Consider the following 18454-nt stretch of genomic DNA (forward strand, 5'->3'; position numbering starts at 1 on the left):
GTGATCGCATGGGTCCTCGTCGAGGTCCTGTAGACCCTGTTCACATTCGCTGCACGGAACCGTTCCCAACGCGACCCGTGGGGCGAAACCCGGACGTACACTCCCTCCATGCAGCGCTTGAGTGGGCTCGACGCCAGCTTCCTCTACTTCGAGACCAGGTCCCAGCTCCTGCACGTGTGCGGGCTGATCGTGCTGGATGTGTCCGAGATGCCGGACGGGTACTCGTTCGGGGCCCTGCGGGACGAGCTCTCCCGGCGGATCACCGCGATGCCCCCGTTCCGTCGCAAACTGCACGACTCGCTGCTCAACGTGGACCATCCGGTCTGGGTGGAGGACGAGGAGTTCAACATCGACCACCACCTGCACCGCGTCGGCATTCCCGCCCCCGGCGGGGACCACGAACTCGCGGAGCTGTGCGCACACCTCGCCGGCCAGCCGATCGACCGGTCGATGCCGCTGTGGCAGATGTACGTCATCGAGGGCCTGCAGGACGGCAGGGTCGCCGTGTTCGTGAAGATGCACCACTCCACGGTGGACGGCGTCACGGGAGCCAACATGCTCTCGCAGCTGTGCACGTTGACGCCCGAGGACCCGGACCTCGACGAGGAGCTGGTCGGTCAGAGCGCCGGTGGTTCCGGGGCACTGGAGCTCGCCGTCGGCGGGGCGCTGTCCCGCCTGGCCACGCCGTGGCGGCTCGCCTCGCTGCTGCCGGGCACGCTCGGGGTGTTGCCGTCGTGGATCTACCGCGCCCGCAAGGGGCTGGCCATGCCCGCGCCGTTCACGGCCCCGCGCACTCCGTTCAACCGCACCATCACCGGCCACAGGTCCATCTCCTTCGCCAGCGTGGACCTCGCGGACGTCAAGCGCGTGAAGAACGCCTTCGACACGACGGTCAACGACGTGGTGCTGGCCGTGTGCTCCACCGCCCTGCGCAAGTACCTCGACGGGCTGGACGCCCTGCCGCGCAAGCCGCTCATCGCGATGGTGCCGATGTCCGTGCACGCCGCGGAGTCCAGACCGGGCACCAACCGGGTGTCGGGGATGTTCATGTCCCTGGCCACGGATATCGACGACCCTGTCGGGAGGCTCGAGGCGATCCGCGACGCGAACACCGTGGCCAAGGACCACACCGACGCCCTGGACGCCAACCTGCTCACGGACTGGGCGCAGTTCGCCGCGCCGTCGGTGTTCGGGGCCGCGGTGCGTATGTACTCGCGGCTGCGACTCTCCGAGCGTCACCCGGTCGTGCACAACCTGGTGGTCTCGAACGTGCCCGGCCCCAACTTCCCGCTGTACTTCCTGGGCGCGAAGATCGAGAAGATGATGCCGATGGGCCCGGTGTTCCACGGCGCCGGCCTGAACTGCACTGTGATGTCGCTGGACGGACGCCTCCACTTCGGGTTCATCGGGTGTAAGGACCTCGTGCCGGATCCCTGGCCGCTGGCGAACGCGGTCGAGGACGCACTGGCGGAGTTCGTCGTCGCGGCGGCCGAGCGCGACGGCGGTGGCGATCCGGCGGGCCCGGCCGGGGCCGAGGTCGCCGTACGGGAGGGCACCTCCACGGCCGTGGCCACACTCGAAGAGCAGTCGACCGAGGTGGCCGAGCGCCCTGCGCCGTCGAGGAAGACACCCGCGAAGAAGGCGGCCGCCGTGAAGACGCCGGCGAAGAAGGCTCCCGCGAAGAAGGCTCCCGCGAAGAAGGCTTCTGCGAAGAAGGCTTCTGCGAAGAAGGCACCGGCGAAGAAGGCCCCCGGGAAGAAGGCAGGCGCGGAGAAGACCCCCGCCCCGAAGGCCCCGGCGAAAAAGGCCGCCAAGAAGAAGGCCGCCACGAAGCAGAGTGCGGCCGCGAAGCGACAGAACAAGCCCACCGGCTCCAAGCCGACCGGGTCCGCACCGCGGCCGGCTGACCGCGCGGACGCGCCCGCCGCGCCGACGTACAGCGCTCCGGCGGTGACGACGCCCGACGGCGACGCCGGACCCGCTCGGCCGACCGCCGTGCCGAACGCCCCCGCGGGCCCGGGCACCCCGGACGACGCCGCGCAGGCGCCGACCTACAGCGCACCCACGGCCGCCGGCCCCGCCGGTGACGCGCAGAGCGTCGACCCGACCCCGGCGGTGCCGACGCCGACCGTCGCGCCGGCGCCGGCCACGGGCGGTGACGCGGGCGGGGGGACCGGCGCGGACCGAGGCGGCGCCGACGAAGCCGAGGCGCCGACGTACAGCGCTCCGGCGGCGACCACGCCCGACGGCGACGCCGGCCCTGATCGGCCGACCGCCGTGCCGGACGCCCCCGCGGGGCCGGGCACCCCCGACGACGCCTCCCGGACACCGACGTATGGCGCGCCTGCGGTTACAGTCCTTGACGACGACGAGCTCTCGGTGACGACGACCCCGCCGATCGAGACGCCGCCCACCCCGGGCACGACAGGAGGTGAGACCGGATCGGACACCGAGACCGGTCAGATGTGACGATCGCGCCACACGACCCGGCCGTGCTGGCGGCGACGCCACCGGCCCGCGACCCCGAGGCGCCCTTCGGCATCTACCTCCATGTGCCGTTCTGCTCCACCCGGTGCGGCTACTGCGACTTCAACACCTACACCGCCGGCGAACTCGGATCGGCGACCTCACCCGTCGACTGGGAACGCGCTGCCGCGATCGAGATCGAGAGGGCCGCGCAGGCGCTGTCCTCCGCCGGCGCGGCCCCGAAGGTCGACACCGTCTTCATCGGCGGCGGCACCCCGTCGCTGGTCGGCGCGGACGTGCTGGTCGGCCTCCTCGCCCGTATCGACGACGCTTTCGGCCTGGCCCCGGGCGCGGAGGTCACCACGGAGAGCAACCCCGAGTCCACGTCCCCCGAGTTCTTCGCGCGCCTGCGCGGGGGCGGGTTCACCCGCATCTCGCTGGGCATGCAGTCCACCGCCGCGCACGTCCTGCGCGTCCTCGACCGGGCCCACACCCCCGGCCGGCCCCAGGAGGCGGTCGCCGAGGCGCTGCAGGCGGGGTTCGAGCACGTCAACCTCGACGTCATCTACGGCACGCCGGGGGAGACCGACGACGACCTCGCGCGGACCCTCGACGCGGTGGTCGGCGCCGGGGTCGACCATGTCTCCGCCTACTCGCTGATCGTCGAGGACGGCACCGCCCTGGCCCGCCGGATCCGCCGGGGCGAGATGCCGGGCACCGTCGACGATGTGCTCGCCGACCGGTACGAGCAGGTGGCCGACCGCCTCGCCCGGGCGGGGTTCCACTGGTACGAGGTCTCCAACTTCGCCACCGACTCCTCGGCGTACTGCCGCCACAACATGGGCTACTGGCGCGGCGGCGACTGGTGGGGCGTCGGGCCGGGTGCGCACTCCCACGTCGCCGGGGCCCGGTGGTGGAACGTCAAGCACCCCGCGCGCTACGCCGCGGAGTGCGACGCCGGTCGACTCCCCGTCGACGGCGGGGAACTGCTCGACGACTCCGACCGCCACATCGAGCGGATCATGACCGGGCTCCGACTGGCGGAGGGGCTCGGCGACGAGGCCTTCACCGCGGACGAGCGCGCCCGCGCCGACGAGCGCGTGGCGGCCGGGCTGTTGCGTCGCCGGGCGGCCGACGATCCCGCCGGCCCCGGGTACGCGCTGACCGAGGCGGGCCGTCTGCTCGCCGACGGCGTCGTCCGCGACGTGCTCGTGTGACGCCGCCGACTGGGCCATCAGTGCAGGAACTGGCATAGAATCGGCAGAACAACGGGCACAGGGAGGAGCGGGTATGTCGAGTACGGCCGATCGTAGGACCGAGGTCCTGCGCGCGATCGTCTCCGACTACATCGCCTCCCACGAACCGGTCGGGTCCAAGGCCCTCGTCGACCGCCATTCGCTGGGCGTGTCCAGCGCGACCATCCGCAACGACATGGCGGTGCTCGAGGCCGAGGGGTTCATCGTCCAACCCCACACCAGCTCGGGGCGCGTGCCCACGGAGAAGGGCTACCGTCACTTCGTCGACTCGATCGAGGAGATCACCCCGCTCTCGCGGGCCGAGAAGCGGGCGATCCGGGCGTTCCTCGAGGGCGCGGTCGACCTCGACGACGTGCTCCGGCGGGCCGCACGCCTGCTCTCCCAGCTCACGCGACAGGTCGCCGTCGTGCAGTACCCGGTCCTCGGCCGCTCGACGGTGCGCCACCTCGAGGTGGTGAGCCTGACCCCCACGCGCCTGCTGCTGGTCCTCATCACCGACACCGGCCGTGTCGACCAGCGGACGGTCGAGCTGGCCGCCCCGCTCACCGACGAGCACCTCGCCGAGCTGCGCGGCCTGCTGTCCGAGGCTGTCGCCGACAAGCGCCTGTCCGACGCCTCGGACGCCCTGGCCGCGACCGGCGAGCGTGCCCGGCCCGAATACCGCGACGCCGTGGAGCGCTGCGTGACCGTACTGGTGGAGACGCTCGTCGAGCACCCCGACGACCGCATCGTCCTGGGCGGCACCGCCAACCTCACCCGCAGCGCCGCCGACTTCGACGGCTCCCTGCGCTCGGTCCTCGAGGCCCTCGAGGAGCAGGTGGTGATCCTGCGACTGCTCACCGCCGCGCACTCCGTGGGCCGGGGCGGCCCCGGCGGGGTGACCGTGCAGATCGGCGAGGAGACCCAGGCCGCCGAGATCCGCGGTGCCTCGGTGGTGTCCTCGCAGTACGGCGCGGAGGGGCAGACGTTCGGCGGGATGGGGGTGCTCGGACCCACTCGGATGGACTACCCGGGAACAATCGCCTCGGTCGCCGCTGTTGCCCACTACGTGGGCGAGCTCCTCACCGGGCGCTGACGCCCGTACGCTGCCTCCCGGCAACCAGAACTTCCTCACGACGAAAGGCCACACGTGTCACGCGACTACTACGGGACCCTCGGGGTCGATAGGGGCGCCTCGGAGTCCGAGATCAAGCGCGCCTACCGCAAGCTCGCCCGCGAGCTCCACCCCGACGTCAACCCGTCGGACGAGGCGCGTGAGAAGTTCAGCGAGATCACCGCGATCTACGAGGTCCTCACCGACCCGGAGAAGCGCCGCATCGTCGACATGGGCGGGGACCCGCTCGACTCGTCCGGCGGTGGCGGCGGCTACGGCGGCGGTTTCGGCGGGGGCTTCGGCAGCGGCGGACTCGGCGACGTCTTCGAGGCGTTCTTCGGCGGCGGGGCCGGAGGCGGTGGACGCGGCCCCCGCAGCCGCGTCCAGCCCGGTTCCGACGCACTCATCCGCGTCACGCTCGGCCTGGACGAGTGCGCCACCGGCGTCACCAAGGAGATCCAGGTCGACACCGCCGTGCTGTGCGAGACGTGCCACGGCAAGGGCTCGGCCAGCGACAAGCCGCCGGCCACCTGCGGGATGTGCCAGGGCCAGGGTGAGATCCAGTCCGTCCAGCGATCGCTCCTGGGCAACATCATGACCAGCCGTCCCTGCCCGACCTGCGCGGGTACGGGCGAGATCATCACCGACCCGTGTGGTGAGTGCACCGGCCAGGGCCGCGTCCGCAAGCGCCGCACCGTCTCGGCCAAGATCCCCGCCGGCGTCGGCGGCGGCATGCGCATCCGTCTGGCGGGGCAGGGCGAGGTCGGCCCCGGCGGCGGGCCGGCCGGTGACCTCTACATCGAGGTCAACGAGCGCACCCACCCGGTGTTCGTCCGCGACGGCGAGGACCTGCACTGCACGGTCCGCGTGCCGGTGGTCGACGCGATCCTCGGCGGCGAGGTGGAGCTCGAGACGGTGGTGGGCGAACCCCTGCAGATCGAGATCCCGGCCGGCACGCAGCCCGGCCACACCGTCACCCTCACCGGGCGCGGCATGCCCCGCGTCCGCGGTGGTGGCGCGGGTGACCTGACGGTCCACATGGAGGTCGTCATCCCGGAGAGGCTGGACCGCAAGCGCCGCGACCTCGTGGAGCAGCTGCGCCGCCTCGACGGTGACTCGGCCGAGGTCGTCAACGAGGACACCGCCCGCCGCGGTGGCCTGTTCTCCCGCCTGCGCGACGCCGTCGCCGGGCACTGAGCCGCCGAGACACGACACCGAGAACCCCGGATACCGAGCCGCCCGTGACCCCCTCTTTGTTCCGCGCCGACACCGTCCCCGCCGTCGGCGAGACGGTCGTGCTCGACGGCCCCGAGGGCCGGCACGCCGGATCGGCGCTGCGGGTCCGCCCGGGGGAGGCGATCCGGGTCGGTGACGGCCGGGGCGCGGTGGCGGACTGTGTGGTGACGACGACGAGCTCCGGCCGCGTCGAGGCCGAGGTCGTCACCCGGGTCGACGTGCCACGCCCGACACCGGAGGTCACCGTCGTCCAGGCCCTGCCGAAGTCCGAGCGGTCGGAACTGGCCGTGGAACTCGCCACGGAGGCCGGCGCCGACCGGATCGTGCCGTGGCAGGCGGACCGCTGCGTGAGCCGGTGGACCGGCCCCAAGGTGGACAAGGGCCGCACCAAGTGGACCAACGCCGCCCGGGCCGCCGCCAAACAGTCCCGCCGGGCCTGGGAGCCGGAGATCGGCGACCTCGTCGACTCCACCGCGCTCGCCGCCCTCGTCGCCGCCGAGGTCGAGGGCGGGGCCAGCGCACTCGTCCTGCACGAGGAGGGCGCCGCCGGGTTCGCCGACGCGGTGACGGCGGGACCGACGGGGGAGCGGGTCCTCGTCGTCGTCGGCCCCGAGGGCGGGGTCTCCGACGCCGAACTCGACGCCCTCACCGCCGCCGGCGCCCGCCCGGTCGTCCTGGGTCCCGAGGTCCTCCGGACCTCCACCGCCGCGACGGTGGCGTTGGCCGCACTCGGCGTTCTCACCCCGAGATGGGCGGCCGCGCGGTCTACACTCGACCCAACCGCACCACGACACGGGAAGTGATCCACGTAAGCACCCCAGGAAACGACGCAGTCCCCGACCCCGGCGCCCCCACCGGCGGCGACCGGCGCGACCCCGGCGACACCCCCGCCCGCACGGCGGTCCAACTCGACCCCGACCTGGCGATGGCGGTGCTCGGCGCCGCCGACGTCAATCTCCGCGCCCTCGAGGACCTGCTCGCCGCCGACCTGCACGTACGCGGTGGCACCATGACCATCTCCGGGGAGCCGCCCGACGTCGACCGCGCCTCCCGCGTCGTGTCCGACCTGCTGCGGCAGGCGCGCAGGGGAGTGGAGATCACCCCGGCGTCCGTGCGGCGCTCGGTGGAGATCCTCGCCGACTCCGGACCGCTCACGCCCGAGGAGGTCCTCGGCACCGACGTTCTGTCCCGCCGCGGCGGCATGATCCGGCCCAAGACGCTGGGGCAGAAGCGCTACGTCGACGCGATCGACGACCACACCATCGTGTTCGGCCTCGGACCCGCCGGTACCGGCAAGACCTACCTCGCCATGGCCAAGGCCGTCGCCGCGCTACGCGCCAAGGAGGTCAGCCGCATCATCCTCACCCGGCCCGCGGTCGAGGCGGGGGAGCGGTTGGGCTACCTGCCCGGCACCCTGCACGAGAAGATCGACCCGTACCTGCGGCCGCTGTACGACTCGCTGCACGACATGATGGACCCCGAGGCGATCCCCAAGCTCATGGCGGCCGGGGTGATCGAGGTGGCGCCGCTGGCGTACATGCGTGGCCGCACGCTCAACGACTCGTTCATCATCCTCGACGAGGCGCAGAACACCACGCCCGAACAGATGAAGATGTTCCTCACCCGCCTGGGCTTCGGCTCCAAGATCGTCGTCACCGGCGACATCACCCAGATCGACCTGCCGGGCGGGCAGCGCTCCGGCCTCAAGGTCGTGCGCGACATCCTCTCCGGCGTCGACGACATCCACTTCTCCGAGCTCACGTCACGCGACGTGATCCGCCACGCCCTCGTCGGGCGGATCGTCGACGCCTACGCCAAGCACGAAGCCCGCCTCGAACGGGGCGACCGACCCACCACCGGACACAGGAACAGGGAGCAGCGCCGACGATGAGTATCGAGGTCGCCAACGAGTCGGGCGTGGAGGTCGACGAGGCCGAGCTCATCGACGTGGCCGCGTTCGTGATCGCCCGGATGGACGTCCACCCGGCCGCCGAACTGTCGATCACGCTCGTCGACAAGGACACCATGGCCGATCTCCACGTCACGTGGATGAACCTGCCCGGCCCCACCGACGTGATGAGCTTCCCCATGGACGAGCTCACCCCCGGCGGCCGCCCCGACCTGCCCGAGCCCGGCCCCGCCATGCTCGGCGACATCGTCCTGTGCCCGGCGTTCGCCGCCGACCAGGCCGCCAGCTCCGGTCACCCGCTCGCGCACGAGCTCGCCCTGCTCACGGTCCACGGGTGCCTGCACCTGCTGGGCTACGACCACGCCGAGCCCGCCGAGGAGCGCGAGATGTTCGGCCTGCAGAACGAGCTGCTGGGCGAGTGGTACGACCACCGCGACGAGTCTCCGAGAGTGGACGCCTGAGACGTGGACGCCACCATCTACACGGCCATCGCGGCCGTGGTGCTCATCCCCGTCGCCGGCCTGTTCGCCGCCCTCGACGCCGCCCTGAGCACGGTCTCCGTGGCGCGCGTCGAGGAGATGGCCAAGGACAACCGCTACGGCGCCGCCCGTCTGGCCAGGATGCTCGACGCCCGCCCGCGGTACATCAACGTCGCCGTCCTGCTGCACATGCTCAGCCTCATCGGCGCCGCCGTGCTGTTCACCGTGGTGTTCGACGAGCTCATCGACTCCCGCGCCTGGGCCCTGGTCACCGCGGTCGTCGTCACCACCGTCGCCGCGTACATCGTCGCCGGGGTCGGGCCCCGCACCCTCGGGCGCCAGCACGCCTACACGCTCGCCCTGGGCGCGTCGACGCCGCTGACCGTGACCGGGGTCGTCCTGGGCCCCGTCGCGACCCTGCTGGTCGGCCTCGGCAACGCCGTCACCCCCGGCGGCGGCTTCCGCAACGGGCCCTTCGCCTCCGAGATCGAGCTGCTCGAGATCGTCGACATGGCCCGCGAGCGCGGCGTCGTGGCCGACGACGAGTCCCGCATGATCCAGTCGGTCTTCGAACTGGGAGACACGACCGCCCGCGAGGTCATGACCCCCCGCACTGAGATGGTGTGGATCGAGTCCGACAAGACCGTCGGCCAGGCCGCGCGGCTCACCGTCAAGTCCGGCTACTCCCGCATCCCCGTGGTCGACGGGGACAACTCCGACAACGTGGTGGGCGTGGTCTACCTCCGCGACATCGTGGCCCGCCTCGACGACCCGGACGGGCGCGCCGCCCCCGTCGCCGAGGTGATGCGCCCGGCGGTGTTCGTGCCCGACGCCAAGCGGATCGACGACCTGCTGGCCGAGATGCAGCGCGACCACAACCACCTCGCGATCCTGGTCGACGAGTACGGCGGCACCGCCGGGCTCGTGTCGATCGAGGACATCCTCGAGGAGATCGTCGGCGAGATCGTCGACGAGTACGACACCACCGAGGTCCCGCCCGTCGAGGATCTGGGCGACGGCCGGTACAGGCTGTCCGCCCGGCTCGGTCTGGACGAGGTCGCGGACCTGTTCGACATCGAGTTCCCCGACGAGGTGTCCGAGGAGGTCGAGACCGTCGGCGGGCTGCTCGCCCTCGAACTCGGCCGCGTCCCCCTGCCCGGGGCGCACATCGTCTCCAGCGGCCTCGACCTGCGGGCCGAGGGCGGCCACGACCGACGCGGGCGGGTGAAGGTGGTCACCGTGGTGGCCACGCCCACCGAGACCGATGACGACGACACCGACGACCATCCCCGGCGCGAGGACAACCGATGAGCACTCCCGAGAACTACCGCAGTGGGTTCGTCAGTTTCGTGGGCCGGCCCAACACGGGCAAGTCTACCCTGACCAACGCGCTGGTGGGCGAGAAGATCGCCATCACCTCCGCCAAGCCCCAGACCACGCGGCACGCCATCCGCGGCATCGTCCACCGGCCCGACGCGCAGATCATCCTCGTCGACACCCCGGGCCTGCACCGCCCGCGCACCCTGCTCGGGGAACGGCTCAACGCGCTGGTCGAGGACACCTACTCCGACGTCGACCTCATCGGCCTGTGCATCCCGGCGGGGGAGCGGATAGGTCCCGGCGACCGCTGGATCCTCGAACAGGTCCGCAAACTGTGCCCGACCACGCCGCTCCTGGGGCTGGTGACCAAGATCGACACGGTCTCCAAGCAGAAGGTCATGGAGCAGCTCGTCGCCGTCTCGAAGCTCCTCGGGCCGGACTCCGAGGTCGTGCCGGTCTCGGCCGCGTCGGGTGAGCAGGTCGACGTGGTGGCGGACGTCATCGCCTCACTGCTGCCCGAGGGGCCGCAGTTCTACCCGGACGACGTGGTGACCGAGGAGTCCGACGAGACCCGGATGGCCGAGCTCATCCGCGAGGCGGCCCTCGAGGGCGTGCGCGATGAGCTGCCGCACTCGATCGCGGTGACCATCGAGGAGGTCCTTCCGCACGAGGGCCGTGACGACATGGTGGACGTTCACGCCACCGTCTACGTCGAGCGGCAGAGTCAGAAGTCGATCGTGCTCGGCAAGGGCGGATCCCGCATGCGCGAGGTCGGCACCCGCGCCCGCGCCGGCATCGAGCAGCTCCTCGGTACCAACGTGTACCTCGACCTGCATGTCAAGGTCCTCAAGGAGTGGCAGCGCGATCCCAAGATGCTGGGGCGCCTGGGCTTCTAGCCCGCCAGTGGGACAATGGACACCGAGCCGTGCGATGCGCGTCGTTCCGCGTGGTCGTGCGGGTGATCGATACGGCGCGGGCGAACACTACGGCGCGGGCGAACGACACGGAAGGAGGCCCGGGTGCATCCCTTCACCGACACGGGCCTCGTCGTGCGCACCTACGACCTGGGCGAGGCCGACCGCATCGTCACCCTGCTGACCGAACGTCACGGCCTCGTCCGCGCCGTGGCCCGCGCCGTACGGCGCACCCGCTCCCGCATGGGCGCCAGCCTCGAGCCGTTCGCGGTGGTGGAGGTGCAGATCGCCCCGGGACGCGGCAGCAGCGGGCTGGGGACGGTCCGCCAGGCCACCAGCCGCGAGTCCCTCGCCCGTCCGCTGGTCGCGGACTACCCCGCGTACACGTCCGGCTGTGTGGTGCTGGAGACCGCTGAACGCCTGGCCGGCGAGGAGGGTGCTCCCACTCCGCGGTTGCTCGGCCTCGCCGTCGGCGCCCTGCGCTCCCTCGCCGAGCACCGCCGCACGCCGGGGCTGGTCGCCGACGCGTTCCTCCTGCGCGCCATGGCCGCCTCCGGCTGGGAACCCGTCCTGGACTGCTGCGTGCGCTGCGGGGCCGTCGGTCCGCACCGGGCGTTCCACGTCGCGTCCGGCGGCACCGTGTGCGTGCACTGTCGGCCGCAGGGCTGTGCGATGCTCTCGCCGGGCGTCGCCGAGCACCTGTCCGCGCTGCTGGCGGGCCGGTGGGACGCCGTGGGGCTGTCCTCGCCCGCGGTCGTCCGCCAGGCCTCCGGCATCGCGGCCGCGCACCTGCAGTGGCATCTCGAGCGCGACCTGCGCAGCCTGCCGCTGGTCGACCGCGGGCTGATCGGCGCGGATGTCGACGGAGTCGTCGCCGCTCGTCCTGATTCCGCTCGGCTCGACTCCGCTCGTCCTGATTCCGCTCGGCCCGTCGATGCGGCCCGGCCTGCCGATTCCGCCCCCGTCATCTCCGTTGAGGAGCCCCGTGCCCGGACTACCCAGATTCCGTAAGCGTTCCGCGCCGCAGGCGGCCACGGTCCGGCCGCCGTCCCCGCATCCGTCGGGGGCGCGGCCGCCGGCCATCCCCGCCGAGTTCGTGCCCGGCCACGTCGCGCTGGTCATGGACGGCAACGGGCGCTGGGCGCAGGAGCGCGGTCTGCCCCGTACCGAGGGGCACAAGCGCGGCGAGGCCGTGCTGATGGACGTGGTCGAGGGATGCATCGAGATGGGAATCCCGTACCTGTCCGCGTACGCGTTCTCCACCGAGAACTGGAAGCGCAGCCCGGAGGAGGTGCGGTTCCTCATGGGCTTCAACCGCGACGTCCTGCGGCGACGTCGCGACGAGATGCACGCCCTCGGGGTGCGCGTGCGGTGGGCCGGCCGGCGACCGCGGCTGTGGGGGTCGGTCATCAAAGAGCTCGAGGAGGCGGAGGAACTCACCCGCGACAACACGGTCATGACCCTGGCCATGTGCGTGAACTACGGCGGTCGGGCCGAGATCGTCGACGCCGCGCGCGACATCGCCCGCCGTGTGGCCGCCGGCGAGCTGGGGCCTGACGACATCACCGAGGAGAACTTCGCCGACTTCCTCGACGAGCCCGACATGCCGGACGTCGACCTGTTCCTGCGCCCGTCGGGGGAGCTGCGCACGTCGAATTTCCTGCTGTGGCAGAGCGCGTACGCCGAGTTCGTCTTCCAGGACACCTTGTTCCCGGACTTCGATCGCCGAGACCTGTGGGCGGCCTGCCTGGAGTACGCGGAACGCGACCGGCGCTTCGGCGGCGTCGCCCCGGCCTGAGACGGCGGAGGCTCGTACTCACGCCGCCAGGCCGCGCATGCCGCGCAGCCGCTCCCGCGGATGGCGTCTCGCGCCTACGGATGTACGCTCGGGAGACAGTTGCGCGCGGGCATGGCGTCTCGCCTGCGCATCGGTACGCGCCAGACGACAAGGCGGCGGGCGGCTGTGGCCGGGCGGGCCGGCGGCGGTTCAGTCGGTGGCGGGCTCGGCCCCGGCCTCGGCGCACCGTGTGCAGACGCCGAACAGCTCGACGGTGTGACTGACTTCGGTGAACCCGTGGGCCCGGCCCGCGCGGTGGGCCCACACCTCGACCCCCGCTTCCTCGACCTCCACGGTGAACCCACAGATCCGGCACACCAGGTGATGGTGGTGCGAGTCGGAGCATTTGCGGAAGATCAGCTCTCCGGAGTCGGTGCGCAACACGTCGACCGCGCCGGCGTCGGCCATCGACTGCAGGGTCCGGTACACGGTGGTGAGCCCGATCGTGTCGCCTCGATCGCGCAGCTCGGCGTGCAGGTCCTGCGCCGAACGGAAGCCTTTGGACTCGTCGAGGAGACCCGAGATCGCGCTGCGCTGTCGGGTGGAGCGCACGCCGATGGGCCTGCGGGAAGAGGTCATGGCCCTACTGCTCCCCGGCGTGACCGACGGCCGCCTCGACGATGTTGAGCATGTGCCCGTCGAGCAGTTCGTAGCGCATCTCGCGTCCCTGCCGGTGGGACGAGACCACGCCCGAGGACTTGAGCACACGCAGGTGCTGGCTCACCAGTGGCTGGGCGACCCCCAGAGCGTCGACGAGTTCGTGGACGCACCGCGGCCCCTCCCGCAGCTGCAGGACGATCGCGATGCGCAGCGGCGCGGACAGGGCCCGCAGGAGTTCCCCCGCCGCGGACACCACACGGTCGGGCGGGAGGGGGACCGGGACGGCCCTGTGGTCGGAGTCGTGGACGTCCGCGACCGGTTGGGGACCGGTCGATCGGGGTCCGGGTGCCATCGTCTCCACCTTCCGGGCTCGAGGTCGTACTCGGTCGCCGCCGGCGCCGTGTCGGGTAGGGGACCCCAGTATCCCAGACCCGGGGGGTCGACCGGATACCCTGGTGAGAAGTGCCCGGGCGCAGGCCCGCGCCGAGGTGGTCCACCCCGACACCTCCGCCAACCGACTCATCAGAGGGAGAACCCCCGACGTGGCATCCTCAGCGTCCGTCATCGACACCGTCGTCAATCTCTGCAAGCGCCGGGGACTGGTGTACCAGTGTGGCGAGATCTACGGCGGGACGCGCTCGGCGTGGGACTACGGCCCCCTGGGCGTGGAGCTCAAGGACAACATCAAGAAGCAGTGGTGGCGCACGTTCGTCACGGGCCGCGAGGACGTCGTGGGCCTGGACTCCTCGATCATCCTGCCCCGCCAGGTGTGGCAGGCCTCGGGCCACGTCGAGACCTTCACGGACCCGCTGGTCGAGTGCCGCAACTGCCACACCCGCCTGCGTCAGGACCACCTGCAGGAGGCGTACGCCGCCAAGAAGAAGCTCGACTCGGTGGCCGACGCCCCGATGACCGAGATCGCGTGCCCCAACTGCGGCACCAAGGGGCAGTGGACCGATCCGCAGCTGTTCTCCGGCCTGATGAAGACGTTCCTCGGCCCCGTGGACAACGAGACCGGCCTGCACTACCTGCGTCCGGAGACCGCGCAGGGCATCTTCATCAACTACAAGAACGTCATGACCACGGCCCGGCGTAAGCCGCCGTTCGGCATCGGTCAGATCGGCAAGGCGTTCCGCAACGAGATCACCCCCGGCAACTTCATCTTCCGCACCCGCGAGTTCGAGCAGATGGAGATCGAGTTCTTCGTCAAGCCCGACGAGGCCGACGAGTGGTTCAAGCGCTGGGTCGAGGACTGCTGGGACTGGTTCGTCGACCTGGGGATCAACCCGGAGAACATGCGCCGCTTCGACGTCCCCGACGACGAGCGCGCGCACTACTCGGCGGGCACCATCGACTTCGAGTACAAGTTCGGGTTCTCCGGCAACGAGTGGGGCGAACTCATGGGCGTCGCCAACCGCACCGACTACGACCTGACCCAGCACCAGACCCACTCCGGTGAGGATCTGCAGTACTTCGACCAGGCCTCGGGCGAGAAGTACGTGCCCTACGTCATCGAGCCGAGCTTCGGTCTGACCCGGTCGCTCATGGCGTTCCTCATCGACGCCTACACCGAGGACGAGGCCCCCAACGCCAAGGGCGGCGTGGACACCCGCACGGTGCTCAAGCTGGACCGCCGGCTCGCGCCGATCAAAGCCGCGGTGCTGCCGCTGTCCCGCAACGCCGACCTGTCTCCCAAGGCCCGAGACCTGGCGGCCCAGCTGCGGAAGAACTGGAACGTGGACTTCGACGATGCGCAGGCGATCGGCCGACGCTACCGTCGCCACGACGAGATCGGCACGCCGTTCTGCATCACCGTGGACTTCGACACGCTCGAGGACCAGGCCGTCACGATCCGCGAGCGCGACACCATGGCGCAGGAACGCGTGGCCATCGACCAGGTTGAGGGGTACCTCGCCCAGCGCCTGATCGGGTGCTGACGGGCGCCCCTGGCACACTGGTCGGGTGAGAAGTTCCGGGTCCCCGCTCCGCGCGGTGTCCAGGGCCGTCAGCTGGGTCCTGACCATCGCACTGCTGTTGTGCCTGGTCATCCCCGGGTTCATCGCGTTCCGCGTCTGGCACGTCGCGCGGATCGATGACCGCACGCCGGCGGACGCGATCGTCGTGCTGGGGGCCGCCCAGTACAACGGCGTACCGACCCCGGTGTTCCAGGCGCGACTCGAACACGCGGCCCTGCTGTACGACGAGGGGGTCGCACCGCAGATCATCACGGTCGGCGGTGGTCAGCCCGGTGACCTGTACACCGAGGCCGGGTCCGGCCGGGCCTATCTGACCCGGCTGGGCGTGCCCCCCGAGGCCGTCCTGGCGGTGGAGACCGGCACGAACACCGAGGGCAGCCTGGACGCCGTGGCCCAGACGGTGCGGGATCAGGGCGGACAGTCGGTGGTGTTGGTCAGCGACCCCACGCACTCGTACCGCTCGCGGATGATGGCCCGCGATGCCGGACTGGACGCGTGGACCTCACCGACCCGGCACGGGCCGGCGGTGTGGACCCGCGAGAACCAGATCATGAGCATCATCCGGGAGACCGGGGCGGTGCTCTGGTACCAGTACCACCGGATCGTCGGTAGCGATGTGGACTTCCCGGGATGAGCCTGCGACCGGGGGACGACGGGGGGCGGCGACGCCCGGAGGGGACGGGCATGACGGGTTACGCGTACGAGGCGGCGGACGCCGAGCGGCGCGTGGACGAGGGGGCGGGACGCGCCCGGGGCAAGGCCAGTGAGCGCAGCCCGTTCGACCGCGACCGCGCCCGCGTCCTGCACTCGGCGGCACTGCGACGACTCGCCGACAAGACCCAGGTGGTGGGCCCCGGTGACGGGGACACCCCGCGCACCCGGCTCACCCATTCGCTCGAGGTGGCGCAGATCTCGCGCAGCATCGCCGCAGGTCTGGGCTGCGACCCGGATCTGGCGGACCTCGCGGGTCTGAGTCACGACATCGGCCATCCCCCCTACGGCCACAACGGCGAGCGTGCTCTGGACGAGGTCGCCCGCTCCTTCGGCGGTTACGAGGGCAACGCGCAGACCGTGCGGATCCTGTCCCGGCTCGAGCCCAAGGTCGTCGACGGGGACGGTCGCGGGGTGGGGCTGAACCTCACCCGCGCCGCCCTCGACGCGGCCACCAAGTACCCGTGGCTGCCGCGGGAGGGGACGCGGAAGTTCGGTGCCTACGCCGACGACGCGGACACCCTCGCGTGGATCCGGCAGGGCGCGCCCGGGGACACCCGGTGCCTGGAGGCTCAGATCATGGACTTCTCCGACGACGTGGCCTACTCGGTGCATGACGTGGAGGACGCGATCGTCGCCGGCCGACTGGACCTGCGGTCGCTGACGGACCGGTCGGAGGTCGCCGCGCTCGCCGAGCTGGGCGCGGCCGAGTTCCGCGGCCCGGACGCCGACCACTTGGAGCAGGCAGCCGGGCGCCTGGGTTCGCTCGAGGTGGTCCGTGCGGTGCAGCCGTTCGACGAGAGCTTCGCCGGGTTCGTCGCGCTGAAGGCCCTCACCAGCGAGCTGGTGGGCCGGTTCGTCATGCCCGCCATCCATGCGACCCGCGAGGTGCACGGCGCGAAGCCGCACGGTCGCTACAGTGCCGATCTCGAGGTGCCGGTCGAGGTCGAGGCCGAGGTCGTCATGCTCAAGACGATGGCCGTCCGCTACGTGATGAGCGATCCGGGGCACCGCCTGAGGCAGGACCGGCAGCGCGACCGGATCCACCGGGTCGCGGAGTTCCTGGCGCAGTCCGCGCCGGCGGGACTCGATCCGGTGCTGCGGCCGCTGTGGGACGCGGCCCCCGACGACGCTGCGCGCATGCGGGTCATCGTCGATCAGATCGCCCTGTACACCGAGAGCCGCCTCGAGCGTGTCGACCGCGCGAGCGCCGGCATCCAGGCCGCCTGGGGCTGACCCCGGGATCCGCGGCTGCCACTCGGCGGGCGCGGCGACCGACCGAGGCGGGCACCCGTCGGTCAGCCGACCGCGCGTGCGACCTCGCCGACCAGCCGGTCCACGCCCACCTCGTCGAGGCTCGAGCCGGGGGTGAATCCCGTGCGCACCACCACGAGGTCGGCCGAGGGGACCACCACGACGTACTGCCCGTCGTGACCGGACGCCCAGTAGGCATCGGCCGGCATCCGGTCGAACCGGAGCGGGCCACCGTCACCGGCCTGGTTGAGCCACCACTGGGCGCCGTAGGGCTCGGGTTCGCCGCCCGCCGCGACGCCCGTGGTCGCGTAGTCCATCCACCCCTCTGGCAAGAGCCGCTGTCCGTCCACCTCGCCGTCGTCCATCACGAACTGACCGAACCGCGCCCAGTCCCGGGGACTCGCCCACAGGTACGAGCTGCACACCGACCCGCCGGACGCGTCGGCCTCGAGGACGGCGCTGCGCATGCCGAGCGGGCGGAACAGCAACTCCTCGGCCATCTCGGGTCCCATCCCGGTCCGCTCGTGCAGGAGGTCGCAGAGGATGTTGGTGGTGCCGGAGGAGTACTGGCGGTACTCACCCGGGTTGTGGGCGGGCCGCTGGGACGCGGCGTAGTCGGCCATGTCCGGCTCGAGGTAGAGCATCCGGGTGACCGGGGTGCCGAGGTCGTACTCCTCGTCCCACTCGAGGCCGGAGGTCATGCGCAGCAGGTGGTCGAGTGAGATCCGCGCCCGCTCGTCGGTCCACTCGGGGCGGAGCGCGGTGGTGGCCGGGTCGAGGTCGGCGTCGGGGAATTCGAGCTGCGCACGCCCGACGAGCGTGGAGGCCACGCTCTTGGCCATGGACCAGCCGAGCTGGCGGGTGTCGGGGCCGAAACCGTCGGCGTACCACTCGTCGAGGATCTCGCCGCGATGGACGACGACGAGGCCCCGCGTCCCCTCGCGCGCCGCCGTCTCCTCGAGGGCCGCGGAGACCTCGTCCGCGACGTCGGTCGCCTCGGCGAGCCGGACGCCCGGGCCGCCGTCCTCGCGCAGCGGCGGGGGCGGCTCAGCGCTCTCGGCTCCCGCGGCGCGGCCACCGAGGGCGCAGCCGTGCTCGGAGACGTGCGCGGTCTGCCGGAAGCCGATCCCGAGCACGGAGGCGGTGGCGGTCCCGGCCTCGTCGTCGATCGCCGTGCGCAGGTAGGGCACGAGCGGGTTGGGCGGCAGGTCGGACTCGTGGTCCTCGCGCCCGACGAGGAAGTGCAGGGCGCACGCGTTGTGCGCGGCGTATCCGGTGCCGGTGAGCAGCAGGGGGCGGAAGTACACGCCGGCCGCGACCACGGCGCCGACCAGGAGGACGAGGACCGCGAACACCGCGATGAGCACTCTCCGCCGACGTGTCATGAACAGAGAGGGTAGCCA

16 protein-coding genes and 1 pseudogene are annotated in these 18454 nt (G+C 71.7%); 14 read left to right on the forward strand and 3 right to left on the reverse strand.

Annotated elements, in window-relative coordinates:
• Nucleotides 1-108: 108 nt before the first annotated feature.
• From VYL96_RS05715 to VYL96_RS05765, 11 genes and pseudogenes are all read left to right on the forward strand, one after another.
• A pseudogene (locus tag VYL96_RS05715) lies at nt 109-1497 on the forward strand (WS/DGAT/MGAT family O-acyltransferase); the annotation flags it as partial.
• A gap of 974 nt (nt 1498-2471) precedes the next feature.
• Nucleotides 2472-3683, forward strand: coding sequence for a radical SAM family heme chaperone HemW (gene hemW / locus VYL96_RS05720; RefSeq protein ID WP_243699571.1), 1212 nt, complete (start codon nt 2472-2474; stop codon nt 3681-3683).
• Between the two features lie 73 nt (nt 3684-3756).
• Nucleotides 3757-4797: a heat-inducible transcriptional repressor HrcA gene (hrcA, locus tag VYL96_RS05725; protein ID WP_063974049.1), complete on the forward strand. Its 1041-nt coding sequence runs from the start codon at nt 3757-3759 to the stop codon at nt 4795-4797.
• Nucleotides 4798-4851: 54 nt separating this feature from the next.
• Complete coding sequence (gene dnaJ / locus VYL96_RS05730; RefSeq protein WP_061913715.1) at nt 4852-6012, forward strand: molecular chaperone DnaJ; 1161 nt, start codon at nt 4852-4854, stop codon at nt 6010-6012.
• Nucleotides 6013-6056: 44 nt separating this feature from the next.
• Nucleotides 6057-6854, forward strand: a complete 798-nt coding sequence (locus VYL96_RS05735; protein ID WP_131884878.1) for a 16S rRNA (uracil(1498)-N(3))-methyltransferase — start codon at nt 6057-6059, stop codon at nt 6852-6854.
• Nucleotides 6851-7942: a PhoH family protein gene (locus tag VYL96_RS05740; RefSeq protein WP_131884877.1), complete on the forward strand. Its 1092-nt coding sequence runs from the start codon at nt 6851-6853 to the stop codon at nt 7940-7942. The genes VYL96_RS05735 and VYL96_RS05740 overlap by 4 nt, the downstream gene beginning before the upstream one ends.
• Nucleotides 7939-8421, forward strand: coding sequence for an rRNA maturation RNase YbeY (gene ybeY, locus VYL96_RS05745; RefSeq protein WP_007626431.1), 483 nt, complete (start codon nt 7939-7941; stop codon nt 8419-8421). Before VYL96_RS05740 ends, ybeY begins: the two co-directional genes overlap by 4 nt.
• A 3-nt stretch (nt 8422-8424) precedes the next feature.
• Nucleotides 8425-9750: a hemolysin family protein gene (locus VYL96_RS05750; protein ID WP_131884876.1), complete on the forward strand. Its 1326-nt coding sequence runs from the start codon at nt 8425-8427 to the stop codon at nt 9748-9750.
• Nucleotides 9747-10655 carry a GTPase Era gene (gene era, locus VYL96_RS05755; RefSeq protein ID WP_131884875.1) on the forward strand — a complete coding sequence of 303 codons (909 nt, stop codon included), beginning with the start codon at nt 9747-9749 and terminating at the stop codon, nt 10653-10655. Before VYL96_RS05750 ends, era begins: the two co-directional genes overlap by 4 nt.
• Nucleotides 10656-10778: 123 nt before the next feature.
• The gene (recO, locus tag VYL96_RS05760; protein ID WP_131884874.1) at nt 10779-11684 is read left to right on the forward strand and encodes a DNA repair protein RecO; all 906 of its coding nucleotides are present in this window, start codon (nt 10779-10781) and stop codon (nt 11682-11684) included.
• A complete protein-coding gene (locus VYL96_RS05765) occupies nt 11659-12471 on the forward strand; it encodes an isoprenyl transferase (protein WP_131884873.1) in 813 nt (270 codons plus the stop codon). Before recO ends, VYL96_RS05765 begins: the two co-directional genes overlap by 26 nt.
• A 189-nt stretch (nt 12472-12660) precedes the next feature.
• Here the strand turns inward: VYL96_RS05765 and VYL96_RS05770 are convergent, their stop codons facing one another.
• On the reverse strand, nt 12661-13089 hold the full coding sequence (locus VYL96_RS05770; protein WP_131884872.1) for a Fur family transcriptional regulator: 429 nt from the start codon (nt 13087-13089) through the stop codon (nt 12661-12663).
• A gap of 4 nt (nt 13090-13093) precedes the next feature.
• Nucleotides 13094-13462 (reverse strand): ArsR/SmtB family transcription factor, encoded by a 369-nt coding sequence (locus VYL96_RS05775; protein WP_043565829.1) that lies wholly within the window; start codon nt 13460-13462, stop codon nt 13094-13096.
• Between the two features lie 190 nt (nt 13463-13652).
• Between VYL96_RS05775 and VYL96_RS05780 the strand changes: the two genes are divergently transcribed.
• The 3 genes from VYL96_RS05780 to VYL96_RS05790 are packed head-to-tail and all read left to right on the forward strand — an operon-like array spanning nt 13653 to nt 17033.
• Entirely contained in the window at nt 13653-15047 is a 1395-nt protein-coding gene (locus tag VYL96_RS05780) for a glycine--tRNA ligase (RefSeq protein ID WP_131884871.1), read from the forward strand.
• Between the two features lie 55 nt (nt 15048-15102).
• Nucleotides 15103-15720: a YdcF family protein gene (locus VYL96_RS05785; protein ID WP_063974057.1), complete on the forward strand. Its 618-nt coding sequence runs from the start codon at nt 15103-15105 to the stop codon at nt 15718-15720.
• Nucleotides 15721-15770: 50 nt separating this feature from the next.
• A complete protein-coding gene (locus VYL96_RS05790; protein ID WP_131884870.1) occupies nt 15771-17033 on the forward strand; it encodes a deoxyguanosinetriphosphate triphosphohydrolase in 1263 nt (420 codons plus the stop codon).
• A 62-nt stretch (nt 17034-17095) separates the two neighbouring features.
• Here the strand turns inward: VYL96_RS05790 and VYL96_RS05795 are convergent, their stop codons facing one another.
• Nucleotides 17096-18436, reverse strand: coding sequence for a serine hydrolase domain-containing protein (locus VYL96_RS05795; protein WP_165928415.1), 1341 nt, complete (start codon nt 18434-18436; stop codon nt 17096-17098).
• Between the last annotated feature and the right edge of the window lie 18 nt (nt 18437-18454).

It is taken from the genome of Dietzia maris (genome assembly GCF_036287335.1).
In the GTDB taxonomy this organism is placed as follows: domain Bacteria; phylum Actinomycetota; class Actinomycetes; order Mycobacteriales; family Mycobacteriaceae; genus Dietzia; species Dietzia cinnamea.